Origin of the sequence: Methylobacterium nodulans ORS 2060 (assembly GCF_000022085.1) — a bacterium.
Taxonomy (GTDB): domain Bacteria; phylum Pseudomonadota; class Alphaproteobacteria; order Rhizobiales; family Beijerinckiaceae; genus Methylobacterium; species Methylobacterium nodulans.
Genome location: NC_011894.1, coordinates 473787 through 489959, shown reverse-complemented (window position 1 = coordinate 489959; position 16173 = coordinate 473787). Strand labels below are relative to the sequence as shown.

General features: G+C 71.8%; 13 protein-coding genes. 8 read left to right on the top strand and 5 right to left on the bottom strand.

Going from position 1 to position 16173, the window contains the following annotated elements; translation table 11 throughout:
* Positions 1-54: 54 nt before the first annotated feature.
* Together MNOD_RS02125 and MNOD_RS02120 are read right to left on the bottom strand one after the other, a co-directional pair.
* A complete protein-coding gene (locus MNOD_RS02125; RefSeq protein WP_015927186.1) occupies positions 55-1149 on the bottom strand; it encodes an NAD-dependent epimerase/dehydratase family protein in 1095 nt (364 codons plus the stop codon).
* Positions 1146-2264: an NAD-dependent epimerase/dehydratase family protein gene (locus MNOD_RS02120; protein WP_015927185.1), complete on the bottom strand. Its 1119-nt coding sequence runs from the start codon at positions 2262-2264 to the stop codon at positions 1146-1148. The genes MNOD_RS02125 and MNOD_RS02120 overlap by 4 nt, the downstream gene beginning before the upstream one ends.
* Before the next feature lie 337 nt (positions 2265-2601).
* On the opposite strand from MNOD_RS02120, the gene MNOD_RS02115 reads away from it, so the two are divergent.
* Positions 2602-3399: a lytic murein transglycosylase gene (locus MNOD_RS02115; RefSeq protein ID WP_015927184.1), complete on the top strand. Its 798-nt coding sequence runs from the start codon at positions 2602-2604 to the stop codon at positions 3397-3399.
* A 159-nt stretch (positions 3400-3558) separates the two neighbouring features.
* Here the strand turns inward: MNOD_RS02115 and MNOD_RS02110 are convergent, their stop codons facing one another.
* Together MNOD_RS02110 and MNOD_RS02105 are read right to left on the bottom strand one after the other, a co-directional pair.
* A complete protein-coding gene (locus MNOD_RS02110; protein ID WP_043747857.1) occupies positions 3559-4713 on the bottom strand; it encodes a DUF2778 domain-containing protein in 1155 nt (384 codons plus the stop codon).
* Positions 4714-5512: 799 nt separating this feature from the next.
* The gene (locus tag MNOD_RS02105) at positions 5513-7744 is read right to left on the bottom strand and encodes a putative bifunctional diguanylate cyclase/phosphodiesterase (RefSeq protein ID WP_015927182.1); all 2232 of its coding nucleotides are present in this window, start codon (positions 7742-7744) and stop codon (positions 5513-5515) included.
* A gap of 448 nt (positions 7745-8192) precedes the next feature.
* On the opposite strand from MNOD_RS02105, the gene MNOD_RS02095 reads away from it, so the two are divergent.
* The 6 genes from MNOD_RS02095 (at position 8193) to MNOD_RS02075 (ending at position 13355) form a co-directional block, all read left to right on the top strand.
* A complete protein-coding gene (locus MNOD_RS02095; RefSeq protein ID WP_015927181.1) occupies positions 8193-11024 on the top strand; it encodes a PAS domain S-box protein in 2832 nt (943 codons plus the stop codon).
* Positions 11025-11137: 113 nt separating this feature from the next.
* A complete protein-coding gene (locus tag MNOD_RS45945) occupies positions 11138-11284 on the top strand; it encodes a hypothetical protein (RefSeq protein WP_015927180.1) in 147 nt (48 codons plus the stop codon).
* 196 nt (positions 11285-11480) lie between these two features.
* Complete coding sequence (locus MNOD_RS02090; RefSeq protein WP_015927179.1) at positions 11481-11729, top strand: HP1242/YdcH family protein; 249 nt, start codon at positions 11481-11483, stop codon at positions 11727-11729.
* 15 nt (positions 11730-11744) lie between these two features.
* Complete coding sequence (locus tag MNOD_RS02085) at positions 11745-12140, top strand: hypothetical protein (protein ID WP_015927178.1); 396 nt, start codon at positions 11745-11747, stop codon at positions 12138-12140.
* On the top strand, positions 12137-12400 hold the full coding sequence (locus MNOD_RS02080; protein ID WP_015927177.1) for a hypothetical protein: 264 nt from the start codon (positions 12137-12139) through the stop codon (positions 12398-12400). Before MNOD_RS02085 ends, MNOD_RS02080 begins: the two co-directional genes overlap by 4 nt.
* Positions 12401-12539: 139 nt before the next feature.
* The gene (locus tag MNOD_RS02075; RefSeq protein WP_015927176.1) at positions 12540-13355 is read left to right on the top strand and encodes a universal stress protein; all 816 of its coding nucleotides are present in this window, start codon (positions 12540-12542) and stop codon (positions 13353-13355) included.
* Positions 13356-13370: 15 nt separating this feature from the next.
* Here MNOD_RS02075 and MNOD_RS02070 read toward each other — a convergent pair whose 3' ends face one another.
* Positions 13371-14111: a helix-turn-helix domain-containing protein gene (locus tag MNOD_RS02070; RefSeq protein ID WP_015927175.1), complete on the bottom strand. Its 741-nt coding sequence runs from the start codon at positions 14109-14111 to the stop codon at positions 13371-13373.
* A gap of 223 nt (positions 14112-14334) precedes the next feature.
* Here MNOD_RS02070 and MNOD_RS02065 point away from each other — a divergent pair, with 223 nt between their 5' ends.
* Entirely contained in the window at positions 14335-16104 is a 1770-nt protein-coding gene (locus tag MNOD_RS02065) for a methanol/ethanol family PQQ-dependent dehydrogenase (protein WP_083786653.1), read from the top strand.
* Positions 16105-16173: the final 69 nt, after the last annotated feature.

Below are 16173 nucleotides of genomic sequence, written 5' to 3'. Positions count from 1 at the left end.
GGAGAGATCTGGCGGAGCGGCGTTCGGCGACAAGGGCTTGTGCCCCGATCCTGGTTAAGCGGAGGATACCGAGGCGGCCAGGCGGCGTGGCGCGGACTCCTCCGGCAGCACGAGGCCGCGAGCCTCGGCGAGCCAGCGGGCGAGGTCGCGCAGCCCGGTCCGCCAGGCGATCGGGGCGTCGAGCCCGAGATCGGCCGCGGCGCGGCGGGTATCCGACACGTAGTAGCGCTGGTCCCCGGCCCGCCAGTCGTGGAAGGAGAGGTCGAGCGGCTGCGCGACGAGGTCGCGGATCGCGCCGAGCACCTGCCGCAGGCTGACGGCATTCGCAGGCCCACCGCCCAGATTGTAGGCCCGGCCGCTCACCTGCCCGATCCGCGCCAGCGCCGCCCGGTAGGCGGCGACCGCATCGGCGACGTGGAGGATGTCGCGCACTTGGTAGCCGTCGCCGTAGATGGCGATGGGCTGCTCCGCCAGGGCCCGGATCAGGAAATGCGCCACCCAGCCCTGGTCCTCGGTGCCCATCTGCCGCGGGCCGTAGATGCAGCTCATGCGCATCACGCAGGTCGGCACCCCGAAGCTGCGGGCGTAGTCGAGCACGTACTGGTCGGCGCCACCCTTCGAACAGCCATAGGGCGTGTGGAAGTCGAGGGGGCGGTCCTCGCCGATCCCGTGGCGGTGCAGGGTCTCGTCCGCGGGCCGGTAGGCCTCCCCCTCGCGCCGGAAGGCGAGGTCGGCGAGGTCGCCGTAGACCTTGTTGGTCGAGGCGAAGATCAGGGGGGCGGGATCGGGGCGGCGGCGCAGGGCCTCCAGCAGCTGCAGGGTCGCCCCGAGATTCACGTCGAAATCCGTCGCCGGTTCGACGAGGCTCGTGGTCACGGCGACCTGGGCGGCGAAGTGGAACACGGCCGCCGCATCGCCCGCCGCCGCGGCCAGGGCGGCAGTGTCGCGCACATCCGCCACGACGGCCGAGATCCGGTCCGGGTGGCGGCGCTTCAGCCAGTCGAGATTGGCCTCGACGCCCGGCCTCAGCAGGGCGTCGTAGATCAGAACGTCGCGGCCCTCGGCCGCGAGCGCGTCCGCGAGGTTCGCGCCGATGAAGCCGGCCCCTCCCGTGATGAGGATCGGCCGCAATCCGCCCGGGCTGGTCATGCGACGAGCCCGCGCTTCTCGAGTTCGCGGCGCGCCTCGGCGACGCGGTCCTGCGCATCCTGCTGCGCGGCCACCCAGGCGGCGAGTTCCGCAAGGCCGTCCGCGAAGTCGCGCCGGGGCGCATAGCCGAGCTCGGCCTTGGCCTTGCCGATATCCGGGATGCAGTGGCGGATGTCCCCGGCCCGCATCTTGCCGGCGATCTCCGGGACGATGTCGGTGCGGCCCATGGCGCGGGCGAGCAGGGTCGCCACCTCGCGCACCGAGCGGTACTCGCCCGAGCCGATATTGTAGACCTGACCCGCGGCCTCGCGCCGGTCGAGGGCGAGGAGGAAGGCCTGCGCCACGTCGTCGACCTGCACGAAGTCGCGCAGCTGGTGGCCATCCTCGAAGATCACCGGCGCGGCCCCGTTGTGGAGCCGCGAGGCGAAGATCGCCAGCACCCCCGTATAGGGGTTCGAGAGCGCTTGGCCCGGCCCGTAGGCATTCCATAGCCGCAAAGCCACGCCCTCCATGCCGTAGGCGGGGGCGAGCATCAGGGTCAGGCGCTCCTGCGCGTATTTCGACAGGGCATAGACCGAGGCGAGGGCCGGGCGTTTCCACTCGGGCGTCGGGACGGGCTTGAGCGGGCGGCCCCGCGCATCGAGCGGATCCCAGGGCGCCTCCGGGCCGGAGCGGGGCTGGCGCGCCACGTCCTCGATGAGCGCCCCCTCCGAGTCGCGGTAGAGCCCCTCGCCGTAGACGCTCATGGAGGAGGCGACGACGACCCGCTGCACCGGCCGCTCGATCAGCGCCTGGAACAGCACCGCCGTGCCGAGGTCGTTGACCGAGACGTAGCGCTCGACCGCGTACATGCTCTGCCCCACGCCGACCTCGGCGGCGAGGTGGATGACCTTGTCGATGCCGATCAGCGACTGCGCCACGGCGGCCGGGTCGCGCACGTCGCCCCGGCGCAGGTCGACCGCATCCGGCAGATCGTCCGGCCGGCCGAGGCCGCCATGCACCTGATCGATCAGACTGTCGAGGACACGAACCCGGTCGCCCCGTGCGACCAGCGCCCGGGCGACGGCCCGGCCGATGAAACCGGCTCCGCCGGTGATCAGGATGCTCTGCGACACGCATACGCCCTTCGGCTGCCGACCCCTTTGGCGGGATCCAGAGACATACATCCCAACCGTATGTAAGTTCCTTTCGCGCGCCGAACAGCCCCGGTCCGCGATCCGTCTCGGCGGGCGAAGCAGGCGCCGCGCGATCGCGCCGGCGGCTTCGCGGGCGCGGCGCTCGACCGGTCGAGGAGCGGCGATGCGCCGGCACAACAGCGGCCGCACATCGTCCTCGGCATGGAGCGTGAAGACGATCCGCGGATGTCCGGGCTGTAGCCTTGGCCGCTGGAGCGGTTAAGTAGCACCCGAAGATGGGTGGTTCGCTCGTTCGCTGCCCAAAGGGGAGTATTCGATGATCAATTGCGGGTACGGAAGGCCCTTGGTCGCGGCGGGTTTCGCGGCCTTCGTGTTCACGGCCCATGCCGCGCAGGCTGCGCAATGCGGCAACGGCCCCGCCGGGTTCGAGGCGTGGAAGCGGGAATTCGCCGAAGAGGCGCGGGGACGGGTGGGCGCGACGGGCGTCTCGGCCCTGATGGGCACCTCCTATTCCTCGGCGACCATCGCGGCGGATCGGGGCCAGAAGAGCTTCCGCCTCTCGCTCGATCAGTTCCTGGCCAAGCGCGGCGGCCCGGCCATCGTGTCGCGCGGGCGGGCGCTCAAGCAGTCCAACGCGGCGCTCTTCGCCTCGATCGAGCAGCGCTATGGCGTGCCGCCCGGGCCGCTCCTGGCGATCTGGGGCATGGAGACGGGCTTCGGCGCGAGCCGGGGCAACGTCAACACCCTGTCGGCCGTGGCGACCCTGGCCTATGATTGCCGCCGCTCCGCCTACTTCACCGACCAGCTCTATGCCGCGCTCACCCTGGTCGACCGGGGCATCCTCTCGCCGAGCACCCGCGGCGCGGCCCACGGCGAGGTCGGCCACACGCAGTTCCTGCCGAAGAGCATTCTGAACTACGGCACGGGCGGCAGCCTCGACAGCGTGCCGAACGCCCTCAACGCGACCGCGAACTTCCTGCGCGCCCATGGCTGGCAGCGCGGGGCCGGCTATCAGCCGGGCGAGCCGAACTTCTCGGCGATCCAGGGCTGGAACTCGGCTTCCGTCTACCAGCGCGCGATCGCGCTGATCGGCAGGCGCATCGACGGCGAGTAGAGCCTTATCCAGTGGCGGGGATGCCGGTTCGCCGCAGACGATGCGGCGAACCCGACGATCGGGAGCGACGTCCGGTTCACCGTGAACGGATCCGCTCCCGGCCTTGCCGGCCGGCGTGACGGGACCGGGAGAGCCGCAGGCGGTCTCTCCCGATCGCGCTCAGGCCCCGTTGCCGCCCGCGGCCGGACGATCGGACAGGCCGATGCGGCGGTCGTTCGTGCCGGGCGGTCCGTCCTGCCCGCGGCCGGCGACGACGACGAGGCGCTGGACCTCTCCGCGCAGGAAGGCCTGCAAGAAGCGGTTGTAGTCCTTGAAGGAGACGCAGCCGTTCGAGGCCCCGCTCGGCCCGAGCATGTAGGTATGCGCCAGGAGCCCGACCCGCCCGTGTACGGCGCCGCTGCCGCCCACCGGCGTGAGGCGGATCGCCCGCACGCCGTGGAAGAGCTTCTCGCGCTCGGTCAGGTCGTAGGTGCCGGGCGGCGTGGCGCCGCGCATGCGCACATGCACGAAGCGCGGGTCGTCCATGTGCGGGCCGAGGCCGGAATGGGCCTCCAGCCGCTCGCCGTTCGGCAGGGTCACGGTGCGGGCGCTGATGTCGTAGACGGCGGTCGCCCGGGCCACGTCCGGCCCCGGAACGGGGCTGAGGCGCCGGTTCGGCGCCGGGACGACGGGGTTGCTCTCCAGCGCCGCATAGGCGAGGCCGGGGCTCGAAGCCGGCGGAAGATCGAACAGCTTCTCGATGAAGGAGCGGTTGTCCTCGACCGGGGGGAGGGGCGAGGCGACGCCTGCGCGCTGCGCCGCGGACCGGCTCGCGCCGCGGGCCGGCTCCGCCGTTCGCGGACGGCGCAGTTCAGGCGGGCGCGGCACCGGCAGGGGCACGGGCTGGGCGAGCCGGGCGGGATCCTGGCTCAGGTCGTCCGGCGCGGCGGTGCGCGCCTCGTCCGGGGTCTCCGAAGCCGGCGCCTCGACCGGATCGGATGGTGGGGCCAGGGCCGCCTCCAGCACGGAATCGAGCAAGGCGCTCTGCCAGGGCACGGGCGTTTCGACGGACAGGCCCTGCACGGGGGGAGCCGGAGCCGCATCGGCGCGGGTCACGGCCGGCGGGGCCTCCTCGACCGGGGCGGGCGGCGCCTCGGCCTGCCCGCGGCTTCCGGTCGGGGCCGGGGGCGCCTCGGCCGGGTGCCAGTCCCCGCTGACGGTGAGGCTCAGCAGAGCGATGAGGGAGGCTGCGAGCGGCCCGGCGCGGCGAGCGGGACGAGTCGCCGCCGCGGCGCTCGCCGATGGGGGGTCGAGGACCATCTGCAAGCCGGCCACCGTGCTCGTCTCCCTGGCTCGTCTGCCTAGCGCGGTGGGCCGGCCGTCGCGCTCCGCGTGCCCGAAGGCGCCCAGATCGGCGAGGCCCCATCCGCCGTGCAGAGGAAAGCTCAGCGCTATCGGCATTTTCGGGGCAAGACTGTGGTCATTCGAAGGTCGACGCCGATAACGTGCCCGAGGACCTCGCCTCGCAGTCGAATTCACGTGCTCGGATCGTCCCAGGCGGGGTTGATAAGCTTGGCTGTAAGCAGTGAAGCTAGGCCATGTCTTGCCGATATTATGCTCAAGCTTGATTCGCTGCACGGCCGATGGCGGCGATGGTGCTTGCAGTTCCGCCCCGGCCCCGACCACGCGGCCGCAGGCGACGTCCGCGAGGCGCAACTCCTCGCCGGGCATCTCGGCCGCAACGCTGCGGCGCTCGCTCTGTCTCAAGCGAGCTTGGCCTGCGTGGCAGCTCACCCCGCTCCTCATGCTGAGGTGCTGGGCGATCGAAGATCGCGCAGCCTCGAAGCACGCCTGACCGCTGGTCCGAGGCTCTGGTGGCCGGGAGCACCGATCCGGGGTGCTTCGAGGGCCGGCTCGCGCCGGCCACCTCAGCATGAGGAGCGGGGTGAGCTGCCACAGATGGGAGCGTTTAGTCAGCCGGCTTCATCCGTCAGGGGCGGCCCGGCCGGTGGTGAACTGGTCGCCGCGTGAGTGGCGGTGCTCCTCCGCCGTCTCGTCGCGGCCGCCCAGGAGCGCGAGACCGCAGCGGCGACGGCGCCGCATCGGGAAATGCGCGGCAGGGCGTCGCGCAGGCTCACCCGTCCCGGCGGCGCAGGTAGTCGCTGAGGCGGGTGACGGCGGGCGGCAGCGGCTCGATGAGGACGTCGCCGGCGATCGGCTGCGCACGCGGCGTCCCGAACAGCACGCCCTGCGCGAGGTCGCATCCGGCGGCCCGCAGCGCCTCCCACTGCTCGCGGGTCTCCACCCCCTCCGCCACCGTCACGCGGCCGAGATGGTGCAGCAGGCCGATCAGCGCCTCGACCACGGCGCGCTGTTCGCGGCCCTGCACGAGACCGCGGATGATCGAGACGTCGAGCTTCACGGCATCGAACGGGATGTCGCGCGGAAGCTGGAGGGACGAGAGGCCCTTCCCGAAATCGTCGAGCGCGACGCGCACGCCCCGCGCCCGCAGGGTCCGCAGGCGCTGCGCCACCCGGTGGCGGTCGTCGATCAGGATCGCCTCCGTGACCTCGATCTGCAGACGCTCGGGCGGCAGGCCGGTCTGCCTGAGCACGGCGTCCACGAGATCGATGAAGTCGTCCGTCTGGAGCTGCGGTCCTGAGACGTTCACCGCGACGAGGTGATCCTCCGTCCAGGTCGCCGCCTGGCGGCAGGCTTCTGCCAGGACGAGCTGGCCGAGATCGACGATCGCGCCGCATTCCTCGGCCAGCGGGATGAAGCGGCTCGGCGGAATCTCGCCCAGGCGCGGATGCCGCCAGCGCAGCAGCGCCTCGTGGCCGACGATGCGCCGGGAGGCGAAGGACACGATCGGCAGGTAGACGATGGTGAAGGCGCCGTCGCGCAGACCCGCGGCGAGATCCTCCTGCAGCCGGCGGCGCGCCTCGATCGCCGCGACGAGGGACTCGTCGTAGCGGCAATGCCGCCCGCCGCCGTCGCGCTTGGCCCGGTCGAGCGCGAGGCCCGAGCGCTTGAGGAGCATCTCACCCCCCGACCCGTCCTCCGGCCAGACCGCGACGCCGACGCTGGCGCGGATCTGCACCTGCCGGTCCGCGACCACGACCGGGGCGGCGAGATGCTCGACGATCTGCCGGGCCACGGTCTCGGGCGGGCGGGCGCGCTCGCTGTCGATCTGGAGCACGGCGAACTCGTCGTCGCCGAGACGGAAGACCCGGTCCAGGGTTCCGGCCTCGACGACTTGAGCGAGGCGCCGGGCGAGCCCCGCCAACACCTGATCGGCGAGGGCATGCCCGAAGGTGATGTTGATGTCCTTGAACCGGTCGAGATCGATGCGATGCAGCGAGAACGTGGTGTTGTTGCGCACGCAGGCGGTGATCTGCGCCCGCAGCGCCTCGTCGAAGGCGGCGCGGTTCGGCAGGCTCGTCGCCTGGTCGCGATAGGCCAGCATGCGGATGCGCCGGTCGGCCTCGTGCCGTTCCCGCAGGCTGCGCACCGCAATGGCGTAGGCGGCATCCCCCGTGGACCAGGGTCTCGCGCGGACCTCCACCGGAACGGTGGTCCCGTCGGCGCAGCGCAGGCGCGTCTCGTGCGAGGCGGGGCTCTCCGCACCGGCAAGCAGTGGTAGGCTGTCCGGATCCGTCAGGGCCGCGAGCGCCTCGCCCCGCAGGGCCTCGGCCGGCCGGCCGATCAGCGCGCAGAAGCTCGGATTGACGTCGAGGACGCGGCCGTCCCGGACGACGACGATGCCCTCGAAGGACGCCTCGGTCAGGGCCCGCAGGCGGGCGACGGCGTTGCGCAGGGCGGCGGCCCGCGCATCGGCCACGATGCCATGCGTGGCGACCGCCAGGAGAAGCGCGCTCGCCGCCGCGACGGCCCCGGCGATCGCGTCCCGCGACAGCAGGGGCGTGGGCAGGGGTGGGGCATCCGGCACGACGCTCGCGGCCGCGAGCGCCAGAACCTGGAGGCCGCAGAGGCCGAGCGCCAGCAGGAAGCTCGCCGCGATGCACGCCGGAACGCCCGGTCGCCGGATCGCGAGGCGGATCGCGCCGGCCGCGAGCATCGTCCCGGACAACACTGCGCCCGCCGCGAGTCCGGTGTCCCAGACGATCCGGCCCGGGACGACCGTCCCTACAGGGCCGAGGAGGTGAAGGGCTGCGAAGCCGGCCGCGAAGAGGGCGACCGCGGGGCCGGCGAAACCCTGCCGCAGCGGAGTCCAGGCCCCGTTCAGGCCCCGGCCCGCGGCCAGGAACGACAGCATTGCAAAGGCGGTCGCTGCGGCCAGAAGCACATTCAGCGCAAGCAGATGCGGAATGTGCTCGTTCGTAAGGCATGAGAACAGGCCAAGCATTGCCCCGCATCCCTACGCAACATTGATCATTCGCTATGAGATGAAATGATTATCAAACAATTAAGTGATCTTAATCCGTATTTCGAGCCGGGGCGGCGCGGCTCCGGGGCCCGGCCGGCCCGATGCCGGCGTCGGGGCGCTCGCCGCGCTCAAGGCCGGAGGGGCCGCCCTCGACCGCGTGAGGGGCGTCCTAGAGCCGTGATCCGACCCGATCGGGTCGGATCACGGCTCTCAGCTCTTGATGTGACGCGCTCCCCTGCGCCGAATCGGTGCCCACTTCGGCGGGGAGCGCTCTCGTGACGGCCGGGCCGCCGACGCCTCCGGAATTCGGAGCGGTGTCGGCGCAACAGGACGAAAATCTAGCTCGGCAGCCGTATCCGCCTCGGGACGGCGCGCTACATCACGGCGATCATATCCCTGGGAGCCGCCCCGCAACAACCACGCCGCAATGACCCACATCGCGACAGCACCAGGGGCGACCGCCAGCAGGCCCGGCTTCGCCGTCGGCGAGGCCGGGCGCCTCGCGGCCCTGCGCAGCTATGCCATCCTCGACACACCGCGCGAGGCCGAGTTCGACGACATCGCCCAGATGGCGGCCCAGGCCTGCGGGACGCCGATGGCGCATATCAATTTCATCGATGCGCACCGGCAGTGGATCAAGGCCGCGGTCGGGCACGACATGCGGGAGATGCCTCTCGAATTCGGCTTCTGCACGGAGCTGCTCGGCTCGCCGGACATCCTCCTCCTGTCCGGTCTCGACGCCGATCCGGGCCGCTCCGGGAACGTGCTCGTCGCGGGCGCCCCGCACCTGCGCTTCTATGCCGGCGTGCCCCTGGTCACGCCGGACGGATACGCCATCGGGACGCTCTGCGTCCTCGACCGCGTGCCCCGGACCTTGACCGAGCCGCAGCGTTTCATCCTCAAGGCCCTGGCCCGGACCGTGATGGCGCAGCTCGAGATGCGCCGGACGGACGCAGCCCTGCGCGCCAGCGAGGAGCGCTACCGCTCCCTCTTCAACTCGATCGATGCCGGGTTCTGCGTCGTCGAGATGGAGTTCGACGCGGCGGGCCGGGCCGCCGATTGCCGGTTCCTCGAGGTCAATCCGGCCTTCGAAGCCCAGACGGGCCTCGTGGGCGCGGTGGGTAGGCGGCTGCGTGACCTCGACCCGGACCACGACCAGCCCTGGTTCGACATCTCCGGGCAGGTGGCGCTGACGGGGCGGCCGGTGCGCTTCGAGAATGCCGCGCCGGCGCTCAAGCGATGGTACGACGTCCATGCCTACCGGGTGGACGACCCGGCCCGGCATCGCGTCGCCATCCTGTTCAACGACATCACGCGGCGGCGCGAGAACGAGATGGCGCTGCTCGAGCGCGAGGCCGAATCGCGGCTCGTGGCGGATGCGATGCCGGCGCTGATCGCCGCGATCGACCGGAGCTTCACCTACCGGTTCGTGAACGCCGCCTACGAGACGTGGTTCGGGCATCCGCGCGAGGCCGTTCTGGGCCGGACCATGAGCGAGCTGATCGGGCCGGCGGAGTTCGCCTTCCGCCGTCCCTATGTGGAGCGGGCGCTCGCCGGGGAGGAGGTGCGGCTCGAACGGAACTGGCCCTGGCCCGACGGCCGTCCGCGCGTCGCCGATATCCGCTACCTGCCGCGCCGCACGCCCGAGGGCTCGATCGACGGCGTCTACGTCTTCGTTCACGACGTCACCGATCGCAAGCGCGTCGAGGATTTCCTGGAGGCAAAGGCCCAGTCCCTGGAGGCGCAGATCGCCGCCCAGGCCCGCGACCGCGACCGCATCTGGACCCTGTCGCCGGTGCTCAAGGTCGTGGCGACGGCGCGGGGCGAGGTCCTGTCGGTGAACCCCTCCTGGGTCCGCACCCTCGGCTGGTCGGAGGCCGAGAGCCTCGGGCGCTCCCTCCTCGACTTCGTGGCCCCGGAGGACCGCGACGTGATGACGGGCGAGCTGGAGCGGCGCCTGTCCGGCGTGCCGGGCGGCGACATCGAGGTCGCGTTCCTCACCCAGACCGGCGAGCCGCGGCGCATCCTGTGGACCATCGTGCCGGAGGAGGGGACGCTCTACGGCTTCGGCCGCGACGTCTCCGAACAGCGGCGGGCCGAGGAGGCGCTTCGGCAGTCGCAGAAGCTCGAAGCGGTGGGCCAGCTCACCGGGGGCGTGGCGCACGACTTCAACAACCTGCTCACCATCATCCGCTCGTCGGTCGATTTCCTGCGCCGGCCCGACCTGCCCGAGGAGCGCCGGCGGCGCTATCTCGATGCGGTCTCCGACACGGTCGACCGCGCGGCCAAGCTCACCGGCCAGCTCCTCGCCTTCGCCCGCCGCCAGGCGCTCAAGCTCGAGGTCATCGACGTCGGGGTGCGGCTGCAGGCCGTGGCGGAGATGCTCGATGCGGTGACGGGCGCGCGCATCCGGGTGGTCACGCAAGTTCCGGACCGGCCCTGCTTCGTGCGCACGGACTTGAGCCAGTTCGAGACCGCGCTGGTGAACATAGCGGTCAATGCGCGCGATGCGATGAACGGCGAGGGCACGCTGACGCTGCGGCTTGCGTGCGGCTGCGCGCTGCCGGCCATCCGCGGCCATGCGGGGGCGCCCGGCCCCTTCGCGGCGGTGTCGCTGACCGATACCGGCGCCGGCATCCCGCCGGACCTGATCGGGCGCATCTTCGAGCCGTTCTTCACCACCAAGGAGGTCGGCCGCGGCACCGGGCTCGGCCTGTCCCAGGTCTTCGGCTTCGCCAAGCAGTCGGGCGGCGACATCGCGGTCGAGAGCACCCCCGGCCAGGGCACGACCTTCACGCTCTACCTGCCGCAGGTCGAGATGGCGGATGGGCTCGCGGGGGGCGATCCGGATGCCCGCTCCCTGTCCCCGGCGGGCAATGGCCGCCGGGTGCTGGTGGTGGAGGACAATGTCGAGGTCGGCCGCTTCGCCTGCCAGATCCTGCAGGATCTCGGCTTTACGCCGGAATGGGCGTCGAATGCCGAGGAGGCGCTCGAACGGCTGGAGCCCGACGGAGCGGGTTTCGACGCGGTGTTCTCGGACGTGGTGATGCCCGGCATGGGCGGCATCGCGCTCGCCCGCGAGCTCCGCCGCCGGCTGCCGTGCCTGCCGGTGGTGCTGGCCTCCGGCTACAGCCACGTGCTGGCGCAGGAGGGCGCGCACGGGTTCGAACTGCTGCACAAGCCCTATTCCGGGGAGGAGCTGGGCCGCCTCCTGCACCGCGTGACCGCGCGGGCCCCCGCCGCGCCGCACGGCGGATAGGGCCTGCGCGCCGCCGCCGTGGAGCCGGAGCGACCGCGAAGCAATCAGCCGGAATTCGGATGAGTTCGCCCCCGGCTGCGCCGACCCTGACGGAAGACGCGTCAGGAGGCGCCGTGCGGAGTGCCGCCCCCGAATATGGTGAGTTCGACGCGAAGAAGGTTTTTCTCGACACCAGGGTGAAGCCGAGCCCGGGCTTGATCCGCGGACGGGTCGATATCGATCCCCGGATGGTGGGTGCCGGCGTCACCTGCAAGTTCTGAGATGGTCCGGGGCCGCGCCGGCGCGGCCCCTTCGGCGCCCGCCAGCGAATGCCGCCAGCGGAGCCTTGCGCTGGATCAAGGATCGGCCGGGCCCGTCGCGCAGGATGAGACCGCCTCCGAAGAGGCCGGGCCTGCCCGGGAAGCGGCGCCACCGCCGGGATCCGGAACGGCCCCAGACCGGTGAAGGAGACCTGCGGTGTCCCATGTTCCGCACGAGTTGACCGACGAGTTCCCCGGCCAAGCCGACCGCATCCGCGCGCTCAAGCTCGCGGACGGCCGCTTCGCCGCGCTGGTCGAACGCTACCACGCGGTGAACCGCGCCGTGCATCGGATGGAGGCCCGGATCGAGCCGGTCTCGGAGGAGACGGAGCAGGGCACGCGGCGCGAGCGCATGCGCCTCAAGGACGAGATCGCGCGGATGCTCGATGCCGAGCCGGCCCTCTGACACCGGGAGAGCGCCATGCTGTCGACCATCACCCTGACCCTGGCCCGCTGCGCCGAGTATCCGGAAGGCAGCGCGGGACGCGGCTATCAGATCACCGCGCCGCTCGATCCGGACGGGCATCTCGATCAGGTGCGCTGGCGCGAGGCGCGCGACCATTGCCGGGTGCGCCGCTTCTGGACCGGCGAGCCCGACCGCCACGGCCGTCTCGTGCACCGGGCGGGCGGTCCCGGCGGCGCGACCTGGCTGATCGATTACGACGACCGCACGGCGGAGGACGACGAGACCGGCTACCGCCTCGGGGTGCATCGCTTCGTCGAGGGCGAGTACGTGTCGGTGCGCGGCGCCGACGAGGATGGGCTCCACACATTCCGGGTGGCTCGCGTCGCCCGGGCGCCGGGAGGCCCGTCATGAGCGCGGTCGCACTCCCGGAACCGGGCCAGCCGCCCATCGACGCGGCGTGGCTCGCCGCCCTGCAGCGGATGTGCATGGATCTTCCGATCGCGATGGCCGGCGAGATGGGCGACCTCATGGTCGCGGCGATCGCGCCTCCCACGGCGGAAGGGGACGAGACCGTGCTCGGGGCCGCGCCGCAGCCGGACGCGTCGCCGGATCCTCACCGCGAGGATCTCCCGTCCCACGACCTTCCGGATATCGAGAGCTGCTTCGCGTGAGGCGGATTTCCGCATCGCCGGCGGGCAGGACGAGGCCACCGGCTGCGACGCCGGACGGAAGGGGCCCTCCCGGGCGATGCTCGGACCATTCCTGTCCCAGACCCTGCCGGGTCGAGGCGGCGCGACGCGGGAGGCGATCATGTCTATTGCGAGCATCATGACCTCCGTCGATCTCGGGCCGGGAGCGGCGGAGCGGGTTCGCCTCGCCGCCGGGCTCGCCGCCCGGTTCGAGGCCACGCTGACCGGCATTGCCGCCCGGCCGTTCCCCGCCGCAGGCCCGATCGACCGCGGGGTCGAGATCCAGGCCATCGCCGATGAGGGGCGGGCGCGCCTCGCGGACGAGCTGCGGCAGGTCCGGAGCGTCTTCGCCCGGGGCGCCGGCGAGGGCGTCCGCACCGCCTGGCAGCAGGGCGATGGCGATCCCGAGGGCTTCCTCATCCGGCAGAGCCGGGGCGCCGACCTCGTGGTGGTCTCCCGCCGCGGGCCGCGCGATCCGGATCCGGGGCCCTTCGGCGTCGCCCCGGACCGGATCCTCATGGAGGCGGCCCGGCCCGTGCTGGTCGTCCCGCCCGGGCTCGAGCATCTGCGGGGGGCCCGGATCGTCGTCGCCTGGAAGGACACTCCGGAGGCGCTCCGGGCGGTCTCGGCGGCCCTGCCGTTCATCGTGCAGGCGGATCAGGTCTTCGTTGCGACCGCCGGGGAGGGGGCGCGGTTCGAGGGCGGCCAGGACGTCGCCGAGCTGCTCGCCCGGCACGGGGCGCATGTGACCACGCATCTTCTCTCCGCCCCGCCCCGGGAGACCACCGACGAGATCCTGCGCTTCGCCGCCCGGCAGGACGCGGACCTCCTCGTGATGGGCGCCTATGGCCATGCCCGCCTGCGCCAATGGCTGTTCGGCGGCGCGACGCGGGAGATCCTGCGCATGGTGCCGGTCTGCTGCCTCATGAGCCACTGAGCCGGAGGCGGCAGGTCAGCTCGCCGCCAGGGCCTCCAGGCGGGCCGGATCGAGCAGCCGCACCCCGCCGGGGACGATCAGGACCGTGCGCTCCCGATCGAGGCGGGTCAGCATCCGGCTCACGGTCTCGATGGTGAGGCCGAGATAATCGGCCATGTCCTGGCGGCCCATCGGCAGTTCGAGAGTGACCGAGGCACGCCCCATGCGGGCATAGCGCTCCCGCAAGCCCACCAGGAAGCTCGCGACCCGCTCCTCCGCGGTGCGGCGGCCGAGGAGAAGCATCTGGTCCTGCGCGAGGGTCAGCTCATGGCCCGCCCGCTCGTGCAGGCTCCGCAGCAGATGGGGCTTGTCGTCGACGAGGGCGCCGAAGGCCCGGCGCTCGAACCGGCACACCGTCACGGGCGTGAGCGCCTCGGCCGAGACCGAGAAGCGGTCCTCGCGGGCAAGTCCCAGGAAGTCGCCGGGCAGCGCGAACCCCATCACCTGCCGCCGTCCGTCCGACAACAGGCGCGTCAGCCGCAGCGACCCGTCGATGACGTTGAACACGGCCTCCGCCGGCTCCTCCTGCCCGTACAGGACCTGGCGCTTGTCGAGGCTCAGGTGCTGGCCGAGGGTCTCCAGCACGGCAAGCTCGTCGAGGGCGAGAACCGAGCAGACGCTGATCGGACGCACCTTGCAGTCGACGCAGCTATTCCGGGGCCGACGATGGGAGCACGCTGTCCCGAACGCGTCGCACGAACCCGTGTCCACCAGCATGCCGATTCATCCCCCTCGGAAGCCCGCCGCTCCCGCTTCCCGTGAGGATGCGCGATGGCCGCGGCCGCGCCTTGATCCAGCGCAAGTCCGCATCCGAAGGCCGAGGGTCGTCGCGCCACGCTTTTGCCCGTCCGCCCGGCCAGAACGACCGGGATCCGCCCCGCACCGATTGCCCGAAGACCTTCCGCCAAGAAATGCCCCGCCAAGAGAGGTCCGCCGCTTGATCAGACTTCTCGTCCTGTTCGCCCTCGGGCTTTCCGCACTGCCGGCTCGCGCGGGCGATTCCCCGGCGAAGCCGGTCCTGCAGACGGTCGACTACGCCAACACGCGCTACGCGGCGCTCGACCAGATCGATGCCGGCAATGTCGGCCGGCTTCGGGTCGCCTGGACCTTCTCGACGGGGGTGCTGCGCGGCCACGAGGGCGCGCCGCTCGTCATCGGCAGCATCATGGTGGTGCACACGCCCTTCCCGAACGTCGTCTCCGCCCTCGACCTCGACCATGAGGGCCGGGTGCTCTGGCGCTATTCCCCGCGCCAGGAGGCCAACGTGATCCCGGTGATGTGCTGCGATACGGTCTGGCGCGGTCCGGCCTATGCGGGCGGGCGGCTCTTCCTGCAGCTCGCCGACACCACGGTGGTGGCGCTCGACCTCGCGACCGGCCGCGAGCTGTGGTCGGTCAAGAACGGCGATCCCGCCCGGGGCGAGACCAACACGGCGACGGTCCTGCCGGTCAAGGACAAGCTCATCGTCGGCATCTCGGGGGGTGAGTACGGAGCCCGCTGCCACGTCACCGCCTACGACCAGGCGACGGGCCGCCGGCTCTGGCGCGCCTACGCGATGGGGCCCGATGCCGACATGCTCATCGACCCGGAGCGGACGACCGAGCTCGGGCGTCCGGTCGGCCGGGATTCCTCGCTCCGGAGCTGGGAGGGCGACCAGTGGCGCCTCGGCGGGGGCTGCAGCTGGGGCTGGTTCTCCTACGACCCGGACCTCGACCTCGTCTATTACGGCACCGGCAATCCCTCGACCTGGAACCCGGCCCAGCGCCCGGGCGGCAACCGCTGGTCCATGGCGATCCTCGCCCGCGACCCGGATACCGGGATGGCGCGCTGGGTCTACCAGATGACGCCCCACGACCAATGGGACTACGACGGCGTCAACGAGATGATCCTGACCGACCAGGACATCGACGGGCGGCCGCGCAAGCTCCTGACGCATTTCGACCGCAACGGCTTCGGGTACACCCTCGACCGGGCGAGCGGCGAGCTGCTGGTGGCGGAGAAATTCGATCCGAGCGTCAACTGGGCGCGCCGCATCGTCATGGATCCCGGCTCGCCCGCGCACGGCCGGCCCGAGATCGACCCGCGCTATGCGCCCGAGACGGCGGGCGAGGACGAGACCACCACCGGCATCTGTCCCGGGGCGCTCGGCGCCAAGAACCAGCAGCCTGCGGCCTACTCGCCGCAGACGCGCCTGTTCTACGTGCCGACGAACCACATGTGCATGGATTACGAGCCCTTCCGCGTCACCTACAGCCCGGGCCAGCCCTATGTCGGCGCGACCCTGACCCTGCATCCGCCGGCGGGTGCGGAGAATACCGGAGCCTTCATCGCCTGGGACGGGACCCGGGGGCGGATCGCCTGGTCGATCCCGGAGCCGTTCTCGGTCTGGTCGGGGGCGCTCGCGACGGCGGGCGGGATCGTGTTCTACGGAACCCTCGAAGGCTACCTGAAGGCCGTCGACGCCAGGACGGGCCGGGAGCTGTACCGCTTCAAGACCCCGTCAGGCATCGTCGGCAACGTGACCACCTACATGCATCGCGGCCGGCAATACGTGGCGGTGCTCTCAGGGATCGGCGGCTGGGCCGGCATCGGGCTCGCCGCGGGTCTCACGGATCCGGCGGAGGGCTCCGGCGCCGTCGGGGGCTACGCGGCCCTGTCGCAATACACGGCGCCGGGCGGCGTGCTCACGGTCTTCGCGCTGCCGGAGTGATCCGCTTTCCCGGGCGCATGAAGCGATAGCGGAATGCGACCCGGGAACCAGCACAAGACGTCGCGCAGC

Bases quoted from the DNA above. Each gene is read 5' to 3' on its own strand.
- MNOD_RS02080 (WP_015927177.1), top strand. From the start codon at position 12,137: ATGAGCGCGGTCGCACTCCCGGAACCGGGCCAGCCGCCCATCGACGCG.
- MNOD_RS02095 (WP_015927181.1), top strand. From the start codon at position 8,193: ATGACCCACATCGCGACAGCACCAGGGGCGACCGCCAGCAGGCCCGGC.
- MNOD_RS02125 (WP_015927186.1), bottom strand. From the start codon at position 1,149: ATGACCAGCCCGGGCGGATTGCGGCCGATCCTCATCACGGGAGGGGCC.
- MNOD_RS02115 (WP_015927184.1), top strand. From the start codon at position 2,602: ATGATCAATTGCGGGTACGGAAGGCCCTTGGTCGCGGCGGGTTTCGCG.
- MNOD_RS02085 (WP_015927178.1), top strand. From the start codon at position 11,745: ATGCTGTCGACCATCACCCTGACCCTGGCCCGCTGCGCCGAGTATCCG.
- MNOD_RS02075 (WP_015927176.1), top strand. From the start codon at position 12,540: ATGTCTATTGCGAGCATCATGACCTCCGTCGATCTCGGGCCGGGAGCG.
- MNOD_RS02070 (WP_015927175.1), bottom strand. From the start codon at position 14,111: ATGCTGGTGGACACGGGTTCGTGCGACGCGTTCGGGACAGCGTGCTCC.
- MNOD_RS02105 (WP_015927182.1), bottom strand. From the start codon at position 7,744: ATGCTTGGCCTGTTCTCATGCCTTACGAACGAGCACATTCCGCATCTG.